The 25,834-nt window shown below is 72.9% G+C and carries 19 protein-coding genes and 1 pseudogene; 12 read left to right on the forward strand and 8 right to left on the reverse strand.

What is annotated here, in order from left to right:
• Positions 1-68: 68 nt before the first annotated feature.
• From ACSURM_RS05735 to ACSURM_RS05755, 5 genes are all read left to right on the forward strand, one after another.
• Positions 69-1,670 (forward strand): DUF6801 domain-containing protein, encoded by a 1,602-nt coding sequence (locus tag ACSURM_RS05735; RefSeq protein ID WP_436953861.1) that lies wholly within the window; start codon positions 69-71, stop codon positions 1,668-1,670.
• Positions 1,671-1,724: 54 nt separating this feature from the next.
• Entirely contained in the window at positions 1,725-2,666 is a 942-nt protein-coding gene (locus ACSURM_RS05740; protein WP_436953862.1) for a hypothetical protein, read from the forward strand.
• A 200-nt stretch (positions 2,667-2,866) separates the two neighbouring features.
• Positions 2,867-4,078 (forward strand): helix-turn-helix domain-containing protein, encoded by a 1,212-nt coding sequence (locus ACSURM_RS05745; RefSeq protein WP_436953863.1) that lies wholly within the window; start codon positions 2,867-2,869, stop codon positions 4,076-4,078.
• Positions 4,079-4,269: 191 nt separating this feature from the next.
• Positions 4,270-5,490, forward strand: coding sequence for a metallophosphoesterase (locus tag ACSURM_RS05750; RefSeq protein ID WP_436953864.1), 1,221 nt, complete (start codon positions 4,270-4,272; stop codon positions 5,488-5,490).
• Positions 5,491-5,755: 265 nt separating this feature from the next.
• On the forward strand, positions 5,756-7,189 hold the full coding sequence (locus tag ACSURM_RS05755) for an endo-1,4-beta-xylanase (protein WP_436953865.1): 1,434 nt from the start codon (positions 5,756-5,758) through the stop codon (positions 7,187-7,189).
• Between the two features lie 129 nt (positions 7,190-7,318).
• On the opposite strand, the gene lysA is transcribed toward ACSURM_RS05755, so the two are convergent.
• From lysA to ACSURM_RS05770, 3 genes are all read right to left on the reverse strand, one after another.
• Positions 7,319-8,653 carry a diaminopimelate decarboxylase gene (gene lysA, locus ACSURM_RS05760; protein ID WP_436953866.1) on the reverse strand — a complete coding sequence of 445 codons (1,335 nt, stop codon included), beginning with the start codon at positions 8,651-8,653 and terminating at the stop codon, positions 7,319-7,321.
• A gap of 23 nt (positions 8,654-8,676) precedes the next feature.
• On the reverse strand, positions 8,677-9,018 hold the full coding sequence (locus tag ACSURM_RS05765) for an SAV_915 family protein (protein WP_436953867.1): 342 nt from the start codon (positions 9,016-9,018) through the stop codon (positions 8,677-8,679).
• A 226-nt stretch (positions 9,019-9,244) separates the two neighbouring features.
• The gene (locus tag ACSURM_RS05770) at positions 9,245-9,679 is read right to left on the reverse strand and encodes a winged helix-turn-helix transcriptional regulator (RefSeq protein WP_436953868.1); all 435 of its coding nucleotides are present in this window, start codon (positions 9,677-9,679) and stop codon (positions 9,245-9,247) included.
• A gap of 220 nt (positions 9,680-9,899) precedes the next feature.
• Between ACSURM_RS05770 and ACSURM_RS05775 the strand changes: the two genes are divergently transcribed.
• Positions 9,900-11,303, forward strand: a complete 1,404-nt coding sequence (locus ACSURM_RS05775) for an MFS transporter (RefSeq protein WP_436960939.1) — start codon at positions 9,900-9,902, stop codon at positions 11,301-11,303.
• A gap of 174 nt (positions 11,304-11,477) precedes the next feature.
• Here ACSURM_RS05775 and ACSURM_RS05780 read toward each other — a convergent pair.
• Both ACSURM_RS05780 and ACSURM_RS05785 read right to left on the reverse strand, forming a co-directional pair.
• Positions 11,478-11,732, reverse strand: a pseudogene (locus ACSURM_RS05780) (DUF7019 family protein); the annotation flags it as partial.
• An 89-nt stretch (positions 11,733-11,821) separates the two neighbouring features.
• Positions 11,822-12,907, reverse strand: coding sequence for a LacI family DNA-binding transcriptional regulator (locus ACSURM_RS05785; RefSeq protein WP_436953869.1), 1,086 nt, complete (start codon positions 12,905-12,907; stop codon positions 11,822-11,824).
• Between the two features lie 263 nt (positions 12,908-13,170).
• On the opposite strand from ACSURM_RS05785, the gene ACSURM_RS05790 reads away from it, so the two are divergent.
• The 4 genes from ACSURM_RS05790 to ACSURM_RS05805 are packed head-to-tail and all read left to right on the forward strand — an operon-like array spanning position 13,171 to position 18,277.
• Positions 13,171-14,535, forward strand: a complete 1,365-nt coding sequence (locus ACSURM_RS05790; RefSeq protein ID WP_436953870.1) for an extracellular solute-binding protein — start codon at positions 13,171-13,173, stop codon at positions 14,533-14,535.
• Between the two features lie 21 nt (positions 14,536-14,556).
• Positions 14,557-15,507, forward strand: coding sequence for a carbohydrate ABC transporter permease (locus ACSURM_RS05795; protein WP_436953871.1), 951 nt, complete (start codon positions 14,557-14,559; stop codon positions 15,505-15,507).
• 2 nt (positions 15,508-15,509) lie between these two features.
• On the forward strand, positions 15,510-16,409 hold the full coding sequence (locus tag ACSURM_RS05800; protein ID WP_436953872.1) for a carbohydrate ABC transporter permease: 900 nt from the start codon (positions 15,510-15,512) through the stop codon (positions 16,407-16,409).
• Between the two features lie 50 nt (positions 16,410-16,459).
• Positions 16,460-18,277 carry a glycoside hydrolase family 2 protein gene (locus ACSURM_RS05805; protein WP_436953873.1) on the forward strand — a complete coding sequence of 606 codons (1,818 nt, stop codon included), beginning with the start codon at positions 16,460-16,462 and terminating at the stop codon, positions 18,275-18,277.
• A 40-nt stretch (positions 18,278-18,317) separates the two neighbouring features.
• Here the strand turns inward: ACSURM_RS05805 and ACSURM_RS05810 are convergent, their stop codons facing one another.
• A complete protein-coding gene (locus ACSURM_RS05810; protein WP_436960941.1) occupies positions 18,318-19,937 on the reverse strand; it encodes an RICIN domain-containing protein in 1,620 nt (539 codons plus the stop codon).
• 287 nt (positions 19,938-20,224) lie between these two features.
• Between ACSURM_RS05810 and ACSURM_RS05815 the strand changes: the two genes are divergently transcribed.
• On the forward strand, positions 20,225-22,000 hold the full coding sequence (locus ACSURM_RS05815; protein WP_436953874.1) for a lipase family protein: 1,776 nt from the start codon (positions 20,225-20,227) through the stop codon (positions 21,998-22,000).
• Positions 22,001-22,161: 161 nt separating this feature from the next.
• On the opposite strand, the gene ACSURM_RS05820 is transcribed toward ACSURM_RS05815, so the two are convergent.
• Together ACSURM_RS05820 and ACSURM_RS05825 are read right to left on the reverse strand one after the other, a co-directional pair.
• A complete protein-coding gene (locus ACSURM_RS05820) occupies positions 22,162-23,238 on the reverse strand; it encodes a FecCD family ABC transporter permease (protein WP_436953875.1) in 1,077 nt (358 codons plus the stop codon).
• Entirely contained in the window at positions 23,235-24,302 is a 1,068-nt protein-coding gene (locus ACSURM_RS05825) for a FecCD family ABC transporter permease (RefSeq protein WP_436953876.1), read from the reverse strand. The genes ACSURM_RS05820 and ACSURM_RS05825 overlap by 4 nt, the downstream gene beginning before the upstream one ends.
• A gap of 188 nt (positions 24,303-24,490) precedes the next feature.
• Here ACSURM_RS05825 and fes point away from each other — a divergent pair, with 188 nt between their 5' ends.
• Positions 24,491-25,807, forward strand: coding sequence for an enterochelin esterase (gene fes / locus ACSURM_RS05830; protein ID WP_436953877.1), 1,317 nt, complete (start codon positions 24,491-24,493; stop codon positions 25,805-25,807).
• Positions 25,808-25,834: the final 27 nt, after the last annotated feature.

The following is a 25,834-nucleotide window of genomic DNA, read 5'->3' on the forward strand; positions in this document are numbered from 1 at the left end:
ACTGCCCGGCCCCGCCCCCGGCCGCCGTTCCCCCTTGTCCCCACCGGTGTACGACTGACTGGAGCTGTATGAGAGGCCATCGCACCGCCGCGCCGCGGCTGCCCCGGGTCCGTGCCCGCACCTCGGTCATCGGCGCGTTCGTGGTGCTCGCCGCCATGGTCCCGGCCGCGGTCTCGGCCGCAGGCACCCAGCAGGCCGATGTCGCGCTCCCCTACGTCTGCCGGCTGCCCTCGGGAGAACTGCCCGCGACGGTACGCGTCACGGCGGACTTCCCCGCCGCGGCCGAGGCGGGCAGGGCGTTCACCCCCACCGATGTCACCACCACCGTCGAGCTGCCGGCCGAAGCGGTGGCGGACCTCGCCCGCGGCCGGGCGGCCGGCGTGCGCGCGGTGACCCGTCTCGGGGTCGGCATCACGCAGGGCGAGGCGGCGGCCGAGGCGACCTGGCGCGGTACGGCGCGGCCGGCCGCCCTGCCCGCCTCGGGGCCCCTGACGCTGACCGCGACGGGCGAAGTCCCCTCCGTCACCGCCCGCGTGGACGGCGACCTCGCCTTCTCCGCCCGCGCCCTCGACCTCGACCTGGCGCTCGACACCCCGGACGGCGCCGCCGCCGACCCCGCCGCGCTGACCATCGGCTGCTCGCTCGCCGAGGACGCGCCGGAGCGGGGCCTGCTGGCCACCGTACCGATCGCGCCGGACCCCGGGCCCCCGGCCACCACCCCCGCTTCGCCGACGCCCTCGGTCCCGGCGCCGGACGGCGGCACACCCGGCGCGTCCGGCACCCCGCGGGCCCCGGACGACCAGGCCGGCCGGGACGACCAGGGGGGCCGGGCGCCGACGGTGACGGAACGTGCCCCGCGAGGTGCCGCCACCCGCCGCCCGGACGCCCCGCCCTGCCGCTACGACGAGCGGCACCCGTCCACCTCGGCATCGCTGAACGCCTACATCACCGGTTACAGCAACGTGCGCAAGCTGGCCGGGGCCACGCTGATCCCCCTGTCCTGCGCGCTGATCGAGCAGGGCCCCACCGACATCGAGCTCTTCCCGGACTACAGCGGGGGCCATATCACCCAGCACTCGCGGGGAACGCTCTGGTACCGGGGCGAGCCGCAGACCCCGCCGTTCCAGGCGACCTTCCTCACCTTCGGCTTCGTGCCGACGAAGGCCACCATGGTGCTGGAGCAGACGGGGCCCATGACCATGGACGGCAAGGGCGAGACCTGGTTCGGCACCCAGTTCACCAAGTTGGAGACACGGATCCGGGTCCCGCTGGTCCTGCGGGTGACCGCCCTGGAGGTCAACGGGACCCCGCTGGACGTCGGTACCGGCTGCCGGACGCGGTCCCCGCTGCGCTCCGAGGAGCCGGAGCCCGCGAAGTTCCCCGGCGACCACCTGGTGCTGACCGGCCGCAGCTCGCACCAGCCCCCCGCCCTGCCCGTCGGCTATCTGCTCAGCTCCGGCGGCCCGCTGACCGGCGAGGTGACCATCCCCGCGTTCACCCACTGCGGCGGCAAGGGCGAGAACCTCGACCGCCTGCTCACCGCCTCGGTGTCCGGCCCCGGCAACTACGTCAAGCAGACGCAGGGCCAGACCTGCGCGGTGCAGGTCTTCAACCCCGACCAGTGCACCAAGGATCTGCAACCCCTCGTCATTCCCGTCCCCGAGCGCTGAGCCGCCCGCGCCCGGCGCTCGCCCCCGTCCCCTTCTCCCCGGAAGGCCACCACCATGCCCCGGCTCTCCACCCGCACCCGGATCTCCGCCGTCGCCGCCCTCACCGCGCTCGGCACCCTCGCCTCCATCGGCGGCGCGACGGCCGCCGACCCCACGCTGAACGGCCAGTGGGCCCCCTTCACCCGCTGCCCCGTGGACGCCCCGGCGATGCTGGCCGCCGACGGTTCCGACCAGACCCCGCAGTGCGTGGTCTCCAGCTCCGCCAGTGGCTCCATCAAGCTGGGCAAGACCACCGTGGTCACGGGCCGGACCAACCTCCAGTTCGGGGTCGTGCAGAACGCGGACGGCACCAGCACCGTCGTCGCCCCGCCCGCCGGCGCGCTGGTCGCCGACTCCGCCACCGTCCCCGGCGGCCTGTTCGGCCTGATGTGTCCGAGCGACATACCGGTGATCACCGGCATCTGCCAGACCCTCAGCGACGCCAAGCTGAACAAGATCACGGCCACCATGGAGTCCGTCGGCGCGCCGTACGCCTTCGACCAGACCGCGGGCGTCCTCAAGGACATGCCGATCATCGCCCTGCCGGTCCGCGTCCACCTGCGGAACCCGCTCCTCGGCGACAACTGCTACATCGGGTCGGCGTCCGCGCCGATCGTGCTGCGGCCGAAGAACCTCGACTACCCGGCGTTCGGGATGACCTTCTTCAAGGGGGACGGCACGGCCGACGACGCCGGCGAGATGAGCCGGGTCGACCTCACCGGCGCCCCGCAGAACGACAGCGCCTTCGCGGTGCCGGGGGCCACCGGCTGCGGCCTGAACGTCGGCCTGATCAACGCCGCCGTCAACGCCAAGACCGGCCTGCCCTCCGCCGCCGGGAACAACGCCCTCACCCTGAACAGCGCCCAGACCTTCCTGGCCGGCCTGACCGCGCCCGGCACCGTCGTCCCCGACGCCGGCAAGGTCCTCGCCCGCAACTGGCACTCCGCCGTCCGGTGACGGCCACCGCCCGGCCGTTTCCCGGCGGCGGGCCCCGCCGTAATCCGCCTGAGCGGTGTACACCGGGCGGCCGAGTTGATTAAGTGTCAGCACCCAGACCGGTGTGACACCTGGTGGACCGGTCCGGGCGCCCTCCGCGCGAGGCGGACGACGCCCGGCCGGCCACCTCGCCGGACACTTCTGAGCGCAAGAGGTGACTCATGCCCTCGATCGCACGGTCCCCCGAGGTCGGCGAACCGCTCGGCCCCCTGCCCAAGAGGTTCGCGGCCTTCATACGGCCCGAACTGCCGGGCCTGCTCAACGAGATACGAGCGGAGGTCACCCGCGCCTACCCGGTGTACGGCCGGCTGCTCAACGGCCCGAGCGGGGACGCGATCCGCCAGGGCGTGGAACTGGCGGTGGTGACCTTCGTGGACCGGGTGGCCGATCCCGGCAGGCGCTCGGAGGCCCGCGACGAACTGCTGCGCAGATTCGGCCGGGTGGAGGCGTACGAGGGGCGCGACCTGCACACCCTGCAAGGCGCCTACCGCCTCGGGGCGCGGATCACGCTGCGCCGCGCCAAGACGATCGGGCGGCAGCACAACCTCTCCCCCACCCTCATCCTCTCCTTCGCCGACGCCCTCTTCGCCTACGTCGACGAACTGGAGGCGGTCACCCGCGAGGGGTACGCGGAGGTGCGGGAGCGGGCCGCCTCCGAGGTGTCCGCCTTACGAAGACGCCTGCTGCACCTCATCCTGGCCGCGCCGCCGCTGCCCGGGACCACCGTCACCGAGCTGGCCGAGGCCGCCGGCTGGGAGCTGCCCCCGCGGTGCACCCTGGTCGCGCTGCGCCCCCCGGTGGCCGACCGCATCCAGGCGGCGCTCGACGAGGACGTCCTCGTCGACCTCGACATGCCCCAGCCCCACCTGCTCGTCCCGGGCAGCCTCACCCCGCAGCGCCTGGCGATGCTCCGCAAGGCGCTGTCCGGCACCCGTGCCGTGCTCGGTCTCACCGTCCCGCTCGGCCAGGCCGCCGACTCGGTGCGCTGGGCGCGCCGCGTCCTCCAGCTGGTCGACGACGGAGTGGTCCCCAACGCCCCGCTGATCGCCTGCGAGGACCACCTCACCACCCTGTGGCTGTTGTCCGACCACGCCCTGGTCGACCATCTCGCGGCCCGCGAACTCGCGCCGCTCGACGGGCTCCCGCCCAGCCGGCGCGGCCGGCTCATCGAGACCCTGCGGGTCCACATCTCCACCCGCGCGCCCGCCGAGCAGGTGGGCGAGATGCTGGGCGTCCACGCCCAGACCGTCCGCTACCGCCTGCGCACCCTGGACTCCCACCTCGGCGACCGGCTCGCCGACCCCGAGCACCGCTTCGCCCTGGAGGCCGCCCTGCGCGCCCTGCACCTGCGGGGGCACGACGGCTCGCGGTGAGGGAGCGGGGTACGGGTGCGCGGGGGCCGACGGCCTGACAGCCGGGGCGGCCCGGCCGTCGGACGGCAGCGCCGTGCGCGCCCCGCCGGAGCCCTTCACCCGGCGGCCGCTCCCCCGAGCACCGGTCCGGCCGGCCCGGGGCCGACCGGATACAGTGCGGCGAGACGGCAGCCCGGTCAGGGAGGGGAAGCGTGACCGACACCAGCAGCACCCGGCCCGCCGGGGGCGAGGCGGGAGCACCGCGGCGGAGCCTGCCGCGCCGCCTGATGCGTCACCTCCCCCTGATCGCCCCCGTCCTGCTGTGGGCCGTGCCCTGCTGGGTGCTCCTGTACACGGGCCAGCACTGGCCGCTGCCCGGCGCGGCGGCCGGCACCGCCCTGCTCGCCGCCGGTCTCGTCGGCATGCCGCTCGCGATGGCGCGCGGTCACGGCCGGCGCCGGCAGGACCGGGCGGCGATCATCGGTGACACCCTGCTGGGCGCCAGTTGGGTGCTGTTCACCTGGTCCGTCCTGCTCGGCGTCCTGTTGCGGCCCGCCCTGGCCGTGGCCGGTGCCGGGGAGAGCCAGGACCGGGCCCGCGTCGTCACGTGGGCCGTCCTCGGTGTGACCGCCGCCCTGCTCGCCTGGGGATACGCCGAGGCCCGCCGGGTGCCGCGCGTGCGGCGGCTCGACGTGGAACTCCCGCGACTGGGCGCCGGGCTGGACGGGTTGCGGGTCGTCCTCATCACCGACACCCACTACGGCCCGCTCGACCGCGCCCGCTGGTCGGCGCGGGTGTGCGAGAGGGTGAACACCCTGGAGCCCGACCTGGTGTGCCACACCGGCGACATCGCCGACGGCACGGCCGGACAGCGCCGCGCCCAGGCCGCCCCGCTCGGTACCGTGCGGGCCGCCCATGCCCGGGTCTACGTCACCGGCAACCACGAGTACTACAGCGAGGCCCAGGGCTGGGTCGACTTGATGGACGAGCTGGGCTGGGAACCGCTGCGCAACCGCCACGTGCTGCTCGAACGCGGCGGCGACACCCTCGTGGTCGCCGGTGTGGACGACGTCACCGCCGAGTCCTCCGGCCTGGCGGGCCACCGCGCCCATCTCGCCGGGGCCCTGGACGGCACCGACCCCGAGCTGCCCGTCCTGCTCCTGGCGCACCAGCCCAAGTTCGTGGACCGGGCGGCGGCCGCCGGCATCGACCTCCAGCTCTCCGGCCACACCCACGGCGGCCAGATCTGGCCCTTCCACCACCTGGTCCGCCTCGACCAGCCGGCCCTCGCCGGCCTCAGCCACCACGGCGCCCGCACCCTCCTCTACACCAGCCGGGGCACCGGCTTCTGGGGTCCGCCGTTCCGCGTCTTCGCCCCCAGCGAGATCACCCTGCTCGTGCTCCGTTCCCCGCGCCCGTCGACCTTGTCGTAACACGGGTGTCACACCGCGGAATTACGAAACTTTCGAGCGAAAATCGGAATCTTTTCCTGCGGGGAGTATTGACGGTGCACCGTCATGGCTCGATCATCCCTGTCTGAGAGAGCGACCAAAGTTCGACATGCCGAACCGCATCGGCCCCGCTTGATCCGTGCCGCACGGCACCTCAGGCACAGCCGCGCGACGTCGAGACCGCCCGTCCCAGACGCGACCCCCTTCCCTTCAGTCCTTCCGCGATGTCCATCTTGGAGGCACACTCATGGGCTCATACGCCCTTCCCGGACCAGCCGTCCGCCGCAGGCTCCGCGGCCCGCTCATGGCGCTGCTCGTCGGCGCCCTCGGTTCGGTCGGCGCACTGGCCGCGCCGACGACCGCGCACGCCGCCGAGAGCACGCTCGGCGCCGCGGCCGCGCAGAGCGGCCGCTACTTCGGCACCGCCATCGCCTCGGGCCGGCTCGGCGACTCGACGTACACGTCGATCGCGAACCGTGAGTTCAACATGGTGACGGCCGAGAACGAGATGAAGATAGACGCCACCGAACCGCAGCGCGGCCAGTTCAACTTCACCTCCGGTGACCGCGTCTACAACTGGGCGGTGCAGAACGGCAAGAAGGTGCGCGGGCACACCCTGGCCTGGCACTCGCAGCAGCCCGGCTGGATGCAGAGCCTCAGCGGCAGCACACTGCGCCAGGCGATGATCGACCACATCAACGGCGTGATGGCGCACTACAAGGGCAAGATCGCCCAGTGGGACGTCGTGAACGAGGCCTTCTCCGACGACGGTTCGGGCGGCCGACGCGATTCCAACCTCCAGCGCACCGGCAACGACTGGATCGAGGTCGCCTTCCGCACCGCGCGCGCCGCGGACCCGGCCGCCAAGCTCTGCTACAACGACTACAACATCGAGAACTGGACCTGGGCCAAGACCCAGGGCGTGTACAACATGGTCCGCGACTTCAAGCAGCGCGGCGTGCCGATCGACTGCGTCGGCTTCCAGTCGCACTTCAACAGCGGCAGCCCGTACAACAGCAACTTCCGCACCACCCTGCAGAGTTTCGCCGCCCTCGGTGTCGACGTGGCCATCACCGAACTCGACATCCAGGGCGCCTCGTCCTCGACCTACGCCGCCGTGACCAACGACTGCCTGGCCGTCTCGCGCTGCCTCGGCATCACCGTCTGGGGCGTGCGCGACAGCGACTCCTGGCGGGCGAGTGACACGCCGCTGCTGTTCAACAACGACGGCAGCAAGAAGCCCGCCTACACCGCCGTCCTCAACGCCCTCAACGGCGGCACCACCACGCCGCCCCCCACGACCGGCGGGCAGATCAAGGGGGTGGCGTCCGGCCGCTGCCTGGACGTGCCCAACGCGGCCACCACCGACGGCACCCAGCTCCAGCTGTGGGACTGCAACAGCGCGACCAACCAGCAGTGGACGTCCACCGACGCCGGTGAGCTCAGGGTCTACGGCAACAAGTGCCTGGACGCCGCCGGGACCGGCAACGGCGCCAAGGTCCAGATCTACAGCTGCTGGGGCGCCGACAACCAGAAGTGGCGCCTGAACTCCGACGGCTCCATCGTCGGCGTCCAGTCCGGCCTCTGCCTCGACGCCGTCGGAGCCGGCACCGCCAACGGCACCCAGATCCAGCTCTACACCTGCTCGGGCGGCGGCAACCAGCGCTGGACGCGCACCTGAGGAACCCCTCCGCCGACGGAGGTCAGCCGGACGGACGTCACCACCGCCCGCTCGGGCCGACGTGACTCGCCCGCACCATGAAGTGGAGCCAGGACGGATGGTCCTGGCTCCACTTCGTTGTCCGCGCCGCTACAGGCCGACGTCCCGGCCCCGGATGTCCGCCAGGGACTCGCGGCGGACCAGGAGGCGGGCGAGGCCGTCGCGTACGGCGGCCACGGGCGGGCGGCCGACCAGGTTGTAGCCGGAGGCCATGGACAGGTGGTAAGCGCCCGCCACGGGTACGGCGAGCAGGTCGCCGGGGCGGACGTCGGCGGGCAGTTCGGCGTCGGCGGCCAGGATGTCGCCCGCTTCGCAGTGCCGGCCCGCCACGGTGACGCGGGCCCGTTCCGCGGTGCTGTGCCGGCCGACCAGGCGGGGGGCGTAGCGAACGCCGTACAGGGCCGGGCGGGGGTTGTCGCTCATGCCGCCGTCCACGGCCACGAAGATGTTTCCGTCCGAGCTCTTCACGGACAGGACGCGGTACAGCGCGACACCGGCGGGGCCCGCGATCGCCCGCCCCGGCTCGATGACCAGCCGCGGCACGGGGAGTCCGGCGGCGGCGCAGGCGCCGACGAGTTCCTTGCGCACCTTGCGGGCCAGTCGCGTCAGGTCCAGGGCGTCCTCGCCGGGGCGGTAGGCGATGCCGTGCCCGCCGCCGAGGTCGAGTTCGGGCAGGACCAGCCCGTGCTGTTCGTGCAGGCGGGCCATCAGGCCGACCATGCGGCGCACGGCCGCGAGATACGGCTTGACACTGGTGATCTGTGAGCCCAGATGGCAGTGCAGCCCGGTGAGTTCGAGCTGTGGCCGGCCGAGTATGCGGGCGATGGCGTGCTGGGCGTGGCCGTCGGTGAGGGAGAGCCCGAACTTCTGGTCGTCCGTGCCGGTGCGGATCTTCTCGTGGCCGCCCGCGCTGATGCCGGGCACCACGCGCACCATGACCTTCTGGTGGCCGCCCGGGCCCACGGCGGCGGCGAGCCGGGCGATCTCCGAGGGGCTGTCGATGACGATACGGCCCACGCCCAGGCGGAGCGCGGTCTCCAGGTCCCGCGGGGACTTGGCGTTGCCGTGCAGCACCATCCGCTCCGGCGGGAAGCCGGCGGTGACCGCGAGCTCCAGCTCACCGGCCGAGCAGACGTCCAGTCCGAGGCCCTCCTCGTCGATCCAGCGGGCCATGGCCCGGCACAGGAACGCCTTGGCCGCGTAGAGGACTTCGGCGTCCGGGAAGGCGTTCAGGTAGGTGCGGCAGCGGTCGCGCACCTCGGCCTCGTCGAGGACGTAGACGGGGGTGCCGAAGCGGTCGGCGATCTCCGTGAGCGGTACTCCGCCCACGGTCAGGTCGCCGGGGCGGGATTCGGTGGCCGAAGCGGGCCACACCGACAGTCCGGCGAGGGCCGCGGGGACGGCGGATTCGTGAACGGTGGTCATCGCCTGCTCTCCTCTCAGCCGGTTCACCGGGCCGAGGCGGCCAGGGCCGCCGCCGGGACGGCCGGTCCGGCCGGCGCCGGTGCGCAGGCCGTGAAAGGCGGGTCGATCGTGACGGTGGTGACGCCGAGCGGTGCGGTCAGTGTGCGCAGTGCGGGCTCGGCCAGACGGATCCACGCCTGGCCGGCGCCGAGGGCCGCGACGAGCCCGCGCTCGGAGGTGAAGCCGACGGCCGAGCGGTCGCCGAGCGGGGTGCGGAAGAGGCGGACCACAGACCCGGAGGGGCCCGGCCGGACCGGGACGTACAGGGGTCCGGCCGGGAACCGATCGGAGGGCTCGGGGTCGTCGCCGTACAGGAGTTGTTCCATGGGACACCTGCCTGGAGAGTGCTGGGGCGCCCCGGTCGCGGGACGGCGGACCGGGGCTCGCCGTCGACGCTACGCCCGTCCGCGCCCGGTCACCGGCCCTTCCTGACGGAACGCTGACGGCGACCGGGAGGACATTGACGGGTCGCTGACGGGCCGGGCGGGCACCCGGGCTCGCCGGACCGGCCGGAGCGCACTCACCGACCGACTGCCGTGGGGATGCGTGCCCTCAGGACGCCTTCTCGCTCAGCTCCGTGCGCCGGTCGTACTCGGCGCGGGCCGTTGCGATCTCCTGCTGGTGCTGCTCGGTCCAGGTCACCAGCGCCTGGATGGTGTCGTGCAACGTCACGCCCAGCGGCGTCAGTTCGTAGTCGACCCGGGGCGGCACCACCGGGTGGACGGTGCGGCGCACCAGCCCGTCCCGCTCCAGCTGGCGCAGGGTCACCGTCAGCATCCGCTGGCTGATGCCCTCGATGCTGTGGCGCAGCTGGTTGAAGCGCAGGCTGCGGTTCTCCAGGAGGGCGATGACCAGGAGCGACCACTTGTCGGCGACGCGGTCCAGGATCTGGCGGACCTCGCAGCCCTCACGGACGTCCCACTGAAGGACGTTGTAGTCGTCGGTACCCGCGCAGTGCCTCGGTGACTTCGAAGTGCCTTCTTCCATGGGACCTCAGCCTGTCGGATGATTCCGGCAGTTACAACAGGGAACCGACAGGCTCTCGCGTAACCGGGGTGCGCACCCGTGGAATCGAGCCCTTTCCCTTCGATTTCCCTCATCCATGTCCGGACGCGGCGGAGTTCCCCCCGCGTCCGTCCCTCAGACATTCGCAAGGAGAACCCCAGTGTCCACAGTGCCATCCCCGTCGGGCGGCGACACCGGTCGCATGAGCGGGCGCGCCCGGGGCGTGCTGTTCGTGCTGTGCGGCGCGATCTTCCTGGAGGGCATCGACGTGGCCATGCTCAATGTGGCCCTCCCGTCGATCCGTGACGACCTCGGGATGTCCACCGGCACGCTGCAGTGGGTCATGAGCGCCTACGTCCTCGGCTACGGCGGGTTCATGCTGCTCGGCGGCCGGGCGGCGGACCTCTTCGGCCGGCGCCGGATGTTCGTGTCCTGGCTGACGGTGTTCCTGCTGTTCTCGGGCCTGGGCGGGCTGGCGACCGAGGGCTGGATGCTGCTCGTCGCCCGGTTCGTGACCGGTGTCGCCGCGGCCTTCATGGCCCCGGCCGGCCTGTCGATCATCACCACCGGCTTCGCCGAGGGCCCCCAGCGCAACAAGGCCCTGCTGGTCTACTCCGGCACCGCCGCCGGCGGCTTCTCCGTCGGCCTGGTCATCGGTGGCCTGCTCACCGCGGTCGGCTGGCGGTGGGTGTTCTTCGCCCCGGTGATCCTCTCGGCGGTCATCCTGCTCGCCGCCGTCGCCCTCATCCCCGGCTCGCCCCGCCCCGACCGGCGGGGCCAGCCCGTCGACCTGGCCGGCGCCGTCACCGTGACCGGCGCGATCCTGCTGCTGGTGTTCGCCGTCGAACGCGCCGCGCACGTCGACGCGACATGGACGATCGGCACGGTCGCCGTCAGCCTCGCGCTGTTCGCCGCCTTCGCCGTCGTCGAGCGCGCGTCGTCGGCGCCGCTGGTGCGGCTCGGCCTGCTCCGGCGCGGCGGGCTGGTCCGCGCCAACCTCGCCGCGCTGCTCTTCTCCGGCGGGTTCTTCGGCTTCCAGTTCGTCGTCACGCTCTACCTGCAGGAACTGCGCGGCTGGTCGGCCCTCCAGACCAGCTTCGCGATGCTCGTGATCGGTGTCGACACGGTGCTGTCGCCGACGCTCACCCCCAAGCTGGTCGACAAGTTCGGCAACGCCCGGGTCATCTTCGGCGGGCTGGTGCTGGCCTGCCTGGCGTACGCCCTGATGCTGCCGCTGAGGGCGGACTGGAGCTACGCGCTGATGTTCCCGAGCCTGCTCGTGCTGGGCCTGGCCTTCTCCCTCGCGTACGGGCCGCTCACCATCGCCGGCACCGAGGGCGTCGAGGAGGAAGAGCAGGGCGTCGCCGGCGGTCTGCTGTACACCAGCTTCCAGTTCGGCGCCGCGATCGGCCTGTCCGCGGCCGCCGCCATCGACATCGCGGCCACCGACGGCTCCTCACCCGGTGAACTCCTCGACGGCTACCAGGCGGCCTTGGCCGTGCCGCTCGTCACCGCGCTCGGGGCCGCGCTGATCAGCGCCTTCGGCCTGCGCAAGCGCGCGGACGACGTGCCCGGAACGCCCACGCCCGCGCCGGTCGAGGTCTAGCCACCACCCGTACCGCCCTGGGAGCGACCGGACACCCGGTCCCCGCGCCGCGCCGCCCTGGCCGACCCCGTCGGGCCGGGGCGGCGCCTTGGTGGTGCCGGGCCTACGGCGCCGCCGCCCGCCGCAGGACGCGCAGCGCCTCCCGTTGCCTCGTCCCGGTAGCGGCAGCCCCGCCTCACCCCGGAACCAGAACCCGGACCCCGGCTCCTCCTCGGCCCCCGACGACATCCATCCGACGTCGTACTCCCGCTCCAGGAAGTCCTCCACCACGTCCAGCCGTTCATACAACCCCGCGTCCTGGGACGCGGGCCGCTGCACGGACACCCCGGCGACCTTCAGGTCCACCTTCGCCTTCGCCGTCAACCGCGACAGGAGCTTCTGCGGAATCTGCGCGTGGAGCATCTCCACCTTCGCCCCGGACACGTACACGTAGTACCGCAACTCCGCCCCCTCACCGCAACGGCCGTTTCAGCATTCGCAGTTGGGCTCTCAGGCCGGGGACGCGCGGCCGTAGCGGGTTACGTGTGCCGGCCTCCGCCCCGCGGCCCCCTCGAACCCCGCGCGACGCCCTCGGTGCTCTCGCGCAGTACCAGCCGGTGCTCCACGACCAGGTCCTGGGGTGAGCGGACACCGGACGGGGAGGCGTCCGCGGGAGCCCGCTCGGTGGCCTCGTCCATCCGGCGCCGCAGGAGTTCGACGGCGATCCTGGCGACCGCGGCCTTGTCGGGAGCCACGGTGCTCAGCGTCGGCGTGCTGAAACGTCCTCCCTCCACGTCGTCGAAGCCGATCACGGCGACGTCCTCGGGCACCCGCAACCCGTACTCGTACAGGGTGCGCAACGCGCCCAGCGCCAGTTGGTCGTTGAGGCAGAGCAACGCGTCCGGCCGGGCGCCCTCGTCGAGTGCCCGGGCCACGGCCTCGGCCCCGTCGGGCATCCGGAAGGAGGACACGGGCAGCAGCGCGGCCGGGTCGAAGGCGAGGCCCGCCTCGGCGAGGGCGGCACGGTAGCCGCGGGTGCGGGCCTCCGCGGTGCCGAGGCCCGCGTCGTCCCGGCCGCCGACGGCGAGGATCGTACGGCGCCCGAGGCCGATGAGGTGCTCGGTCGCCTCCCGCGCGGCCTTCTCGTTGTCGATGGCGACGTGGTCCGCGCCCTCCTCCAGCAGTTCGCCGAGCAGCACGGTGGGCGGTGCGTCCGCACGGTCCCGCAGATCGTCGGCGGTCAGGGCGAGCGGGCTGAGGATGACCCCGTCGACGAAGGCGGAGCCGAACCCGGCCAGGGCCGCCAGTTCGTGGTCGCGGTCCGCGCCGGTCTGGTGGATCAGCACGGTGAGGGATCGCTGTTCCGCCTCGCGGATGACGTGCCGGGCGAGTTCGGCGAAGTAGGGGACGTCGAGTTCGGGGACGACCAGCGCGATGATGCCGGTGCGGCCCTTGCGCAGATGACGGCCTGCCAGGTTCACCTTGTAGCCGAGGTGGTCGATGGCCTCCTGGACCACGCGGCGGGTCCGGTCCGAGACGTGGACGTAGTCGTTGATCACGTTGGACACCGTCTTCTCGGACACCCCCGCGTGCCGAGCGACGTCCTTGATCCTGACGCGTGCCACCACGACCTCCCTGCCCTCCCTGGGGCCCCGAGTGTAGTGCGCGGGCACGCCGGGGACCGGCGGGCGAGCGCCCGTCCGGTGCCGGCCCCCGGGACACCGGCCCTGCGCCGCGGACTCTTTACAGCCAATGTACATCGATGTAAAAACGTGCCACCGCACCGCGCCGGCCGGTGCGCGCCCCGCCTGCCGAACCCGGTGGGGGCCGTCTTCCCCCTGGTTTGCCGCCGGTCCGCCACGCGTGTCCGGCCGTCGAAAGGTCAACGATGACTGCGCGCCCACCTGTCCCCGCCCGTCCCGCGCGGTCCGCCGCGGACCGCGGCCCGACCCGCCGTCGCCTGCTGGGCACCGGCCTGGCCGGAGCGGGCGCGCTGCTCGCCACGGGCGCGCTGTCCGGCTGCGCCTCCCCCGCCTCGGCCTCCGACGCCTCGGCCCTCAAGGTGTGGGACTTGTTCCAGGGCGGCGACGGCTTGCTGATGGACGAGATGATCGAAGCCGTCACCGGCGGCAGCCGGGGCTTCGACGTCGACCGGACGATCCTGGACTGGGGCCCGTCCTACTACACCAAGCTGGCCATGTCGGCGGCCGGCGGCCGGGCCTCCGACGTCGCGGTCCTGCACCTGTCCCGGCTGGCGGGCTACGCCCCCGGCGGCCTGCTCGCCCCCTTCGACCTGGACCTGCTCGCCGAATTCGGCGTCACCCAGCGGGACTTCACCCCCGCGGTGTGGGCACGCACCCGGCACGACGGCACCGTCTACGCGATCCCGCTGGACGTCCACCCCTTCATCGTCTTCTACGACAAGGACGCCGCCGACGCCGCGGGGCTGCTCGACCCCTCGGGAGAACTGGCGCCCATGGGGTCCCCGGAGGCCCTGCTGGACGCGGGCAGGGCGCTCGCCGATGCCACCGGCCACGCGGGCATCGTGTTCGGCCACGTCAACGACACCGCGCAGAATTGGCGGCTGTTCGCCGCCCTCTACGCCCAGACCGGCGCCGCCTTCAGCCTCCCGGAGGGCGGCCCGGCGCAGATCGACGTCGACGCCGCGATACGTGTGGTGTCACTCCTGCGGCAGCTCTTCGACGGCCGGACCAACCCCAACGACCTGGACTACTACGCGGGCCTCACCATGTTCTCCTCCGGCCGCGGCGGCATGGCGATGCTTGGCGAGTGGGAGCTGCCGACCCTGCGGAAGTCCGGCATCCCGCTCGGCGCCGCGCCGTTCCCGCAGGTCTTCGACCGGCCCGCCGTCTACACCGACAGCCACAGCTTCGTCCTCCCGCACCAGGACGACCCCGACCCGGCCCGTCGGCGCGAGGCCCACCGGTACGTCGCGGAGATGATCAAGCAGAGCCTGACCTGGGCGAGCGCCGGGCACATACCCGCCTACCAGCCCGTGCTCGCGAAGCCGGAGTACGCCGCCCTGGAACCGCAGTCCTCGTACGCGGACGCCGGGAAGGTGGCGGTGCTCGACCCGCCGAACTGGTTCACCGGGGCCGGCTCGAACTTCCAGAGCCGGATGTGCCAGCCGCTCCAGTCGGCGCTGCTGGGCGACACCACCCCCGAGAAAGCGGTGCGTCAGATGGTCCGCGAGGCGGACGCGCTGCTCCGGCAGCCCAACCCGGTGGCCTGACGAGCAGAAGGAGTGATCCCCGTGACCACCACCGCACCTCCCGGCACCGGCTCACGGACCGGTCCGGGCATCCCCCGCGGGGACGGCCCCCGCCGCACCGGCCGGCGGCGTTCCCTCGGCGCCCCCGGCTCCGGTCTGGTCTTCGTCCTGCCGTTCCTCCTCCTGTTCGTGCTCTTCCTGGTGTGGCCCGTCGTGCAGGGCCTCTGGATGAGCTTCACCGACTCCTCGCTGGCGCTGCGCGACACGGCCTTCGTCGGCTTCGACAACTACGCCGAGGCGTTCGGCGACCCGGACGTCTGGCGCAGCCTCGGCAACACGGTCTTCTTCACCGCCGTCTCCAGCGTGCCGCTGGTGCTGGTCGCGCTGGCGATCGCCCTGCTGGTGCACAGCGGGATCGCGGGGCAATGGGCCTGGCGGCTGGCGTTCTTCGCCCCGTACCTGCTGCCGGTGACCGTGGTGACGCTGATCTGGTCCTGGCTCTACCAGCCGGACCTGGGCTTCGCCAACCAGCTCCTGGACACCCTCGGCATGGGACCGGTGGGCTGGCTGGCCGACGAGTCCGTCGCGATGTGGTCGATCGCCGCCCTCACCGTCTGGTGGACGGCCGGCTTCAATTTCCTGCTCTACCTCGCCGCCCTCCAGTCCCTGCCCACGACCTTCGACGAGGCCGCGGCGCTGGACGGCGCCGGGGCGTGGCGCCGCCTGTGGTCCATCACCCTGCCGCAGCTCCGCCGGACCACCGCGCTGGTGGTCATGCTCCAGATCCTGGCGTCGCTCAAGGTGTTCGACCAGATCTACATCCTCACCAAGGGCGGCCCCAACGGCTCGACCCGTCCCGTCCTGGAGTACGTCTACGACGTCGGCTTCACCGGTTACCGGCTCGGGTACGCCTCGGCGGTCTCCTATCTCTTCTTCGCGCTGATCATCATCGTCTCGCTGGTGCAGCTCCGCCTCTTCCGCCGGGAGGACTGACCGTGTCCGTCACCGCAACGCCCCCGCGCCCACGGCGCAGGCCGCCCCGGGAGAGCGCCGGTTCCCCGCTGCTCCTCGGCCACGGCCGGCTGCCCCGGGTCCTGGCCGGGACCGCACTCGTCGTCCTGGCGGCCGTCTGGCTGCTGCCCTTTGTGTGGGCGATCGCCACCTCCCTGCAGAGCGAACAGGATGTGTCCGCCCCCGGACTCTCACCATTCAAGGGCGCCTTCACCCTGGACGCGTACCGGCGGATCCTGGACCGCGGGGACGTGCCCGCCTGGGCGTTCAACAGCCTCCTGATCGCCGGGCTGGTCACCGTCGTCACGGTGGCCGTCTCCACCCTCGCGGCGTACGGCTTCTCGCGCGGCACGTTCCGCGGGCGCCGGGCCCTGCTCGCCGTGACCGTGGCCGCCATCATGATCCCGCCGCAGTTGCTCATCGTGCCGCTGTTCCGGCAGATGCTGCTGTTCGACCTGGTGGACACCTACGCGGCGGTCATCCTGCCGCAGGTGGTCGCCCCCATGATGGTGTTCGTCCTCAAGCGTTTCTTCGACGGTGTCCCCCGGGAGCTGGAGGAGGCGGCCCGGATCGACGGTGCCTGCGAGTTCCGGGTCTTCTGGTCGGTGGTGCTGCCGTTGTCGCGGCCGATCGTGGCCGCGGTGGCGATCTTCGTCTTCATCGGGGCGTGGAACAACTTCCTGTGGCCGTTCATCGTGACCAACGACCCGGACCTGATGACCCTGCCGGTCGGGCTGGCCACCGTGCGGGACTCCCACGGCGTCCAGTACGTGTCGGGGATGGCGTCCGCGCTGCTGGCCGCGCTGCCGCTAATCGTGGTGTTCCTCTTCTTCCAGCGCCGCATCGTCGACTCCGTGGCCACCACCGGCCTCGGCGGCTCCTGACCCCTCCCTCGCCCGACCCGCCGTACCCGACCGATCCACATGGAGCATGTGTGCCCATTCACGCCGTACCGCGACCGGAGTACCCACGACCGCAGTTCACGCGCCGCGACTGGCTCAATCTGAACGGCACCTGGCAGTTCGAGACCGACCGGGGGGACAGCGGCCTGGAACGCGGTCTCCTCGACCGGGAGTTGCACGACGAGATCACCGTGCCCTTTCCACCCGAGTCCGAGCTGTCGGGCATCGGTGACACCGACTTCCTGCACGCCGTCTGGTACCGGCGGGTGCTCACCCTGCCGTCGGAGTGGGCCGGGCGCCGGGTGCTGCTGCACTTCGGCGCGGTCGACCACGACGCCACCGTCTGGGCGAACGGCGAGGAGGTCGCCCGGCACCGCGGCGGCTTCACGCCGTTCACCGCGGACCTCGGCGACATCGCCGGGGCGGGCGAGGAGGTGGTCATCACCGTACGGGCCCGCGACCCCAAGTCCGGCCCGCAGGCACGGGGCAAGCAGGCCGTCCGGTACGCCAACCACGACTGCAACTACACACGTGTCACCGGTATCTGGCAGACCGTGTGGCTGGAGCCCGTCCCCGACGTGCATCTGCGGCGGCCCCGGATCACCCCGGACCTCGCCGGCGGCGCCTTCCACCTGGAACTGCCGCTGTCCGGCAACCGCCCCGGCCACCGGGTCCGTGCCGTCCTGACCGACGGCGACGGCGAGGTCAGCCGCGCCGAGGCCCGCGCCGACCTCGACCTCGCCCCGCGCCTGTGCCTTCCGGTGCCCGCGGACCGGCGCCGCGAGTGGGGCCCGGACGACCCGCACCTGTACGGCCTGCGGCTCGAACTCCTCGACGGCGAGGGAGAGGTGGTGGACAGCGCGGAGAGCTACGCCGGTCTGCGCGCCGTCGGCCTGCGCGGCCGGGCCGTCCTCCTCAACGGCCGCCCGGTCTTCCAGCGGCTCGTCCTGGACCAGGGCTGGTACCCGGACGGGCTGATGACCGCGCCGACCGACGAGGCACTGATCCGGGACATCGAACTGGCCCGGGAGGCGGGCTTCAACGGAGCCCGGCTGCACCAGAAGGTCTTCGAGGAGCGCTTCCTCTACCACGCCGACCGCCTCGGCTATCTGGTCTGGGGCGAGTTCGGCGACTGGGGCTGCGAGACGGGCGGCTCCTCGGGCGACAACCAGAAACCCGACGCCTCCTACGTCGCCCAGTGGCTGGAGGCCCTGGAACGCGACTACTCGCACCCCGCCGTCATCGGCTGGTGCCCGCTCAACGAGACGTACCAGAAGCTGCACGACCACATCACCCAGCTCGACGACGTCACCCGGGCGATGTTCCTGGCCACCAAGGCCATGGACACCACCCGACCGGTGATCGACGCGTCCGGTTACGCGCACCGGGTGGCCGAGACGGACATCTACGACGCCCACAACTACGAGCAGGATCCGGCGGTGTTCGGGAAGCTCATGTCCGGGCTCGCCAAGGGCGAACCGTTCGTCAACACCTACGAGAACGGAGCCGCCTACTCGCTGCCGTATGGGGGACAGCCGTACTTCGTGAGCGAGTTCGGCGGTATCTGGTGGGACCCGGATGCGGCCGCCGGGCTGTCCGGCGAGGACCGCACCCGGTCCTGGGGCTACGGTGAACGGGTGAGGGACGAGGAGGAGTTCCACGCCCGGTTCAGCGGCCTCACCGAGGTGCTGCTGCGCGACCCCGGCATGTTCGGCTACTGCTACACCCAGTTGACCGACGTCTTCCAGGAGCAGAACGGCATCTACCGCTTCGACCGCTCCGCCAAGCTCGACGTCGCCCGCGTCCGTGCCGCGCAGTCGCGGCCGGCCGCCATCGAGGAACAGTCGTGAACCGGGGGCCACGGTCGTGCGACCGGGCCCCCGCCTCGCGTCACACCCGCTCCAGCCGCCAGATCTGCGGCTGGAGCCCGTTGCACGTCCACTGCTGGACGTTCGCTCCGGGCTGCCGGGAGCCCTGGGCCACATCCAGGCACTGTCCGCTGGAGCGGACGACCAGCCGGTAGTAGCCCCGGCCCACGTTCTCCAGTCGCCAGTCCTGGGCGGCGGCCTGGTTGCAGTACCACTGGCGGACGTTGGCGCCCGGCGTGCCGGATCCGTTCTCCACGTCCAGGCAGTAGCCGCTGTTGCGGCCGGTGAGCGTGAAGCGGCTGTCACCGCGGGCCTTCAGCGTCCAGTCCTGCGGACCGAGGCCGTTGCACGTCCACTGCTGGACGTTGCCGCCCGGTGCGCGGGAGTCGGCGGCCACGTCGAGGCAGTTGCCGCTGTTCGCGTTCACCAGCCGGTAGAGCGCCCCGTCGACGATTCCTGAGGCGTCACCGCTGCCGGTGATGGAGCCGGTGGCGAAGTACGGCTTGCAGACCGTGCCGTCGAAGTCCGTGGCGATCTGGAGGACTTGGCGGCCGTCCGCCGAGGGCAGCAGCGGGGAGCTGTAGTTCTCGCAGTAGTTGATCTGCGGGTCGGGCACGTCGACCGGTGCCTCGATCTCGTACCAGGGCCCGCTGCCGTTCTCCGTGTTGGCGAGGATCGTCCGGCCGCTCTCCGCGGCGACACTGCCGTCCTTGCGGAGCAGGCGCTGTCCGGTCAGCAGCAGCCGCCCGTTCGCGCCACCGTCCGGCGCGGGTGCCCAGGCGATGGTCGGCGTGGCGCGGAAGTACTTGCCGTCGACCGTCTCGGGGCGGATCCCCAGGTCGGTGATGCTCCCCCAGTTCCAGCCGTCGGCGGAGGTGCGGTAGTGCACCACGCACTGGTACTGGCCGCCGGGGGTGCAGATCTCGTAGCTCATGAAGTAGGTGCCGTTGGGCAGCTTGCGCACCACCGGCATGCCGGGCCGGTCGGTCTGCAACCCGCTGGCCACGATGTCGTGGCGCCCTTGCCAGTTGACGCCGTCGTAACTGCGCGCGGCGGCCAGTTTCTGGCTGTGCGCGGGGTCCGTCTCGTCGGCGTAGTGGCAGACGAGGGCGCCGTCCGAGGCGATGGAGAACTCCGGTTCCCACAGGCCGCCGGTGCCGGTGGCGACGGCGCACGACGACAGGTAGGACCAGGTGCGGCCCACGTCGCCGCTCCGCCAGATCCGCAGCGCCATCCGGCGGTCCGGCTCGTCCTGCCCGACGGAGGAGGCCCACAGCAGGGTGCCGGCGGGCAACGCGCCCACCTGTCGGGGGAGTTCGTACAGGGTTCCGCAGCAGAGCCCCTGGCCGGCCGCGGCGTCGGGGTCGGAGACCCGGCCGACCTCGTGGAAGGTCGCGCCGTTGTCGGTGCTCTCGTGGATGGCGCCGATGCCGTTGTTCCCGTCGAAGGTGACGACACTGGCGAGGACGCGGCCGTTGGCGGCACCGTTGTGGGCGAGTCGGACGGCACGCGGGTAGAGCCCCGTGCCGTCGCGCAACGGCGTGCCGGTGGCCGAGGGGCCGGCCGTCGCGACGGGGGCGGGGGAAGCGGGGGGCGCCGCGACGGCCGGAGTGGCTAGCACCGTACCGAGTACCGCGGCCATCACCGGCAGCACGGCGCGCGAGGGAAGACGTCTGAGGGCGTGGAAGAGGCGGTGCGTCAACGCGTTCTCCTTTTCTGCGCAGCGAAATCCGCGCCAGGCTAGAGCCGGATGTACATCGATGTAAACAGGCCTGCGCACTGGCGTTCCCCAGTCGGGCGCGGGGGTCGTACGGGCTCGGCGCGGGTCCCGGCACGGGGGTTCCCACGCAGCCTTACCGGCGGTAACTTACCCCGGAGTAAGTAAGGATCCGGTGCAACCGAACGCGCTCCCACAGAAGGAGATCAACGGTGAAACGCCTGGTCAGAAAGCTGACGGCAAGAGCGTTACCCCTGGCGCTGGCCGCCGCCGGTATCGCCGCCCTGCCCGTGACGACCGGCTCGGCCGCTGCCGCCGCGCCCGCCCACGGCACCCTGCTGACGTCCGCCCCGGCGGCCGTGCAGCTGGGCACCGGGGCACCCGCCGTGAACGCCTGGCACATCTCGTACGCGTCGACCGACTCACGAGGCGGCGCGAACACCGTCACCGGGACGGTCCTCGTACCCGCCACCGCCTGGTCCGGCGGCTCGGCGCGGCCGCTGGTCGCGTACGCGCCCGGGACGCACGGGCTGGCGTCGAAGTGCGCGCCGTCCGCGCAGCTCGCGGCGGGAACGGACTACGAGACGGCGAACATCGTGGCGCTGCTGAAGAAGAACTGGGCCGTGGTCGTCACCGACTACGCCGGATACGGGGCCGGGCGGACACCGACGTACCTGGCGGGCCGGTCCCAGGGGCAGGCGGTGCTGGACTCGGCGCTCGCCGCGTTCCAGGTGCCGGGGAGCGGGCTGAGCGGCAGCGCGATGACGGCGGTCTGGGGCTACTCGCAGGGCGGGCAGTCGGCCGGCTGGGCCGGTCAGCTCGAACCGTCGTACGCCTCGTCGCTGAACCTGGCCGGTGTGGTCGCGGGCGGCGTGCCGGGCGACTTCAAGGCGTCGGCGCGCTACCTCAACGGCAGCACCGGCGCCTCCTTCCTGCTCCAGGGGGTCGTGGGGCTCGCGGCCGAGTACCCGGACAAGATTCCCTTCGAGGAACTGGTCAACGACGCGGGGCGGGCGGCCGTCGCGGACGCGAAGGGCAAGTGCGTCTTCGAGACGCTCTTCGACTACATCAACGACGACATCAAGCAGTACACGGCGGGCGGCCGCACGCTGGACGAGCTGATGGCGATCGGGTCCGTGGGGGAGGTGCTGGGCGAGCAGGACCTGGGCGGCACGAAGATCCAGGCACCGGTGTACCAGTACCACGGGCAGGCGGACGAGATCCTGCCGCTCGACCAGGCGATCAGCCTGAAGAAGCGCTACTGCTCGCGCGGCACGGCAGTGAAGTTCGACGTCTACCCGAGCGAGCACATCGCCACCCAGTTCCAGGCAGCGCCGCACGTCACCAAGTGGCTCACCGACCGGTTCGACGGCAAGCCGCAGCTCGTCGGCGACTGCCTGAACATCCTTCCGCCGCCCCGCTCCACGGCCAACCCCGGCGGCGGCGACTTCGTCGTCTCGCTGAACAAGTGGCTGCTCAAGGGCGGCCTCCAGCTCAAAACGCTGGGCGAGACCGTGCTCATGCCGGAGGGGTCCACCTTCACGGCGGACACCGACCTGACGGCCCGGCGGCTCGACGGCTCCCTCGCCGTGCCGACGTTCCTGGAACACCTGCGGGTGGTCGGGCTGCCGGTGCAGGCGCGCATCGGGCTGACGTCGGAGGGGACGAGCGGCACCGTCTCGCTGGACGACGCGGGGCGGCTGGCCGTCCACGGCAAGGCGCTCGCCACCGTGGAGATCGTGTCCGCCGGTGAGCTGGGAGTCCACATCCCGGTCGGCTGCCGGACCGCCGAACCCGTCGAGTTCGCGCTGGACTTCGAGGGACCGGTCGCCGCGCTCGGCGGCGGCGGGCTGACGTTCTCCGGAACGACCGCCTTCCCCTCCCTGACCGGCTGCGGACTCTTCGGGCCGGCGCTCAGCCTGGCCTTCTCCGGTCCCGGCAACGGCTACACCTTCACGGTCGTGCCCCCGGCACCGAAGCCGTACTGAGCCACTCCCGCCGAGGCCGACCGGCCGCGCCCGACGGCCGTCGAGCATCGGGGGCGGGCGCTCCCGGCCCAGCGGGCGCGCCCGGTCTCCGGGCTGATCCTCCACCAGCCAGGCGTGCGGCACGTCCGGCCGCTGCTCGAACGTGCCGCCCGTCCCCGCCCTCAGAGCCGTGCCCCCCTCCGCTCGCCCCGCAGGAGCCACGCCAGGTACGCGCCGCCGGCCACGCCGGTCAGGACGCCGACCGGGAGCAGGGCCGAGCCGGTCAGGCGTTGCGTGGCGAGGTCGGCCGCGGTGAGCAGGAGGGCGCCCGTCCAGGCGGCGGGCAGGACGTTGGGGCCGGCCGCGCGGGTCATCCGGCGCGCGAGCTGCGGCGCGGCCATGGCCACGAACGGGACCGGCCCGGCCGCCGCGACGGCCAGCGCCGTCAGTCCCGTGCCGGCGCTCAGCAGGACCAGGCGGCTGCGCTCCGGCGGAACGCCCAGCGCGGCGGCGGTGTCGTCGCCCATCTCCAGCATGGTCAGGCGCCGGGCGTATCCCAGGACGACCGGCCCGAGCAGGCCCACGCCGAGCGCGGCGACGGTGACGTCGCTCCAGTCCCGGGCGTTGAGCGAGCCGATCGTCCAGCTCGCCGCCTGCGCCGCCTTGCCGATGTCGGCGCGCAGGTACAGGAAGTTGGTGACCGCGCCCAGCACCGCGGAGGCGCCGATGCCGACGAGCACCAGCCGGTAGCCGTGCACCCCCCGCTTCCAGGCCAGCAGGTAGACCGCCGCGGCCGTGGCGCAGCCGCCGGTCACGGCGCCGACGGCCGTCTGCGTGGTGCCCGCGTCCAGCACGATGATGGCGACGAGCGCGCCCGCGGAGGCGCCGTTGCCGAAGCCGATGACGTCGGGGCTGCCGAGCGGGTTGCGGGTGAGCGACTGGAACACCGCGCCCGCCATGCCCATCCCGAACCCGACCAGCGCGGCGACCAGGGCGCGCGGCAGCCGGAGGTCGAGGACCACGAACCCGGCGCCCGGCGGCCCGTCGCCGAAGAGGGTACGCACCACCTCGGCCGGGGACAGCGCGTACGTCCCGGTGCCGAGGGCGAGGACCATCGCGAGGGCGGCCAGCGCGGCCAGCAGCACGCAGACCAGGACCGCCCGGGGGTCGTACCGCAGCGACCAGCGCCCCGTGCGCAGCAGCCCGCGCCGCGGATCGACGTGGACGGCCGGGCGCTTCTCTTCCCGCACCCAAGTCACAACTGGGCCACCTTCCGCTGCCGCACCAGATGGATGAAGAGGAGTCCGCCGAGGAACGCGGTGACGGTGCCGACCTCGATCTCCGACGGCGGGACGACGACCCGTCCGACGACGTCCGAGACGAGCAGGAGCACCGGGGCGAACACCGCGCAGTACGGCATGAGCCAGCGCGGGTCGGGGCCGCAGAAGGCGCGGGCGGCGTGCGGGATCATCAGGCCGATGAAGGCGATCGGGCCGCACACGGCGGTCGCGCCGCCGCACAGCAGGGTGATGGCGACGACGGAGAGCACCCGTACCCGCCGCACTCGCGTGCCGAGCGCCTGCGCGTGGTCCTCGCCGAGCGCGATCGCGCCGAGCGGCCGGGCCAGCGCGACGGCGAGCAGCGCGCCGGCCAGCAGCAGCGGTGCCACGGTGAGCAGGAGGGACGCGTCGCGCCCCGCGAGGGTGCCGACCGACCAGTACCGCATCTCGTCCAGGGTGCTCAGGTGCCACAGCGAGAGGCCGTTGACGTAGCCGAACAGGGCCGCGTTGACGGCGGTTCCGGCGAGCGCGAGCCGGACCGGGGTGGCCCACCGGCCGCCGCCGAGGGCGTGTACGGCGGTGGCGGCGACGGCCGCGCCGGTCAAGGCGAACCACAGGTATCCGGTGAACGAGGTGATGCCCAGGACGCCGATCGCGGTGACCACGGCCGCGGAGGCGCCCGCGTTGACGCCGAGCAGACCGGGGTCGGCGAGCGGGTTGCGGGTCAGGGTCTGCATGATCGCGCCGCCCAGGCCCAGGGCCGCGCCGACCGCGACGCCGATCAGCGTGCGCGGCAGTCTCAAGTCCCGCACGATCGCGTCGTTCTCGGTGCCCGACGGGGTGAACAGGCCGGACCAGACCTGGTCGAGGGGGATTGCCTTGGTGCCCACGGCCAGTGACAGGGCGGCGGCCGCCGCCAGCAGCACGAGTCCGAGGAGCAGACCGGCCGGGCGCAGCGCGGCCCGGGTGCGCGCGGCCCGGGAGCCGGGTGCCGCGTCCGGGGCCGTGTCCGGCGGCGGGGCGGACGCGGTGGCGGCGCTCATGAGGCCGCCGCCGCGCGGGCCCGGCACCGGGGCCGGCGCCGGGGGGCGGACACCGTTTTCGGCCGATGGTGTGCACACATTCCAATGGACATGTGCTTAGCTTAGGCTAACCTAACCAGGGTTGTTGACGATCACGTCGACAACCGGTCGCTCCTGCGCGCCCACACCGCGGTTCACGGAGAACACCGATGACCAGCCTGTCCAGTTCCGCCCCGAATGTCACAGCGTCGGACGTCCGTCCGGTGCGGGTCACCGGCCCGCGCGTCGCCCGCCTGCTGGCGGAGACGGCCGGGGCGGACGCGGCCCGCCGCGCCGCGTCGGCCGCCGAGTTCTGGCGCGCGGCGGAACGTTCGGGCACTCCGCTGGTCGAGGAGATCGACGGTGATCCTCGGCATCGCGCGGTCACCTTCCTGTGGCGGGGCCACCGCGCCACCCGGCAGGTGCTGTTCAGCGGCAACCGCATCACCGACCGGGCCCGGCTCGCCGATTCGCTCCTGGAGCGGGTCCCTGGGACCGACGTCTGGCACCTGGGGCTGCGGCTGCGCGCCGACCACCGGGGCTCGTACCGGCTGGCCGCCGACATCTCGCTGCGCGAGCCGCCGGCCGACCCGGACGCCCTCCAGCGGCGGTTGCGCTCGCTCGCCGCGCACGCCGCGGCCGACCCGCTCAACCCCCGTAGAATCGCGACCCGTTGGCAGTCCGCCGACAGTTCGGTCTTCGCGCTGCCGGACGCCCCGGCCCAGCCGTGGTCCGGCCGCCGGGGCACCGTGCCGGCCGGGCGGGTCGAACGCCACCGGGTGACGGCCGCGGCCCCGGCCGGTGACCGGGACGCCTGGGTCTACCTGCCGCCGGGAACCGGACGCCGGGACGGAACACCGCTGCCGGTGGCCGTGGTCTGCGACGGCGACATGTGGTTCGGGCGGCTCGGCCTCGCCGACACGCTCGACGCGATGATCGCCGACGGGGCGTTGCCGCCTCTGGCCGTCCTCGCGCCGGACGCCGTGGACCGGACCGCCCGTTGGCGCGACCTCGGCGCCCGGGAACCGTTCGTCACCTTCCTGGCCGACGTCCTGCTGCCCTGGGCGGCGGGCCGCTGGCCGATCACCACCGACCCGCGCCGGACGGTGGTCGCCGGGCAGAGCCTCGGCGGCATGACCGCCCTGTACGCCGGATACCTGCGGCCCGACCGGTTCGGCAACGTCCTGGCCCAGTCGCCCTCCCTGTGGTGGCGGCCGGGGCTGCCGTCCCCGCCCGGCCCCAAACCCCCCGTGCACGGCGACCCGTGGCTCGTCACCCGCTTCAAGGCCGAACCGCCACGCCCCCTGACCGTCCACCTGGACGTGGGGCTGCACGAGGGCGCCATGGCCGACCACGCCCGCGCCCTGTACGACACCCTGCGCGCGGGCGGCCACCGGGTGACCTTCGACGCCTTCAACGGCGGCCACGACTACGCCTGCTGGCACGGCGCGCTGGCCGACGGCCTGGCCCGGCTGCTGGCCGGCTGAGCCCCCGGCCCGCCCGTTCCCCGGTCC

The sequence above is a fragment of the Streptomyces sp. SudanB182_2057 genome, assembly GCF_964272715.1.
Taxonomy (GTDB): domain Bacteria; phylum Actinomycetota; class Actinomycetes; order Streptomycetales; family Streptomycetaceae; genus Streptomyces; species Streptomyces rubradiris.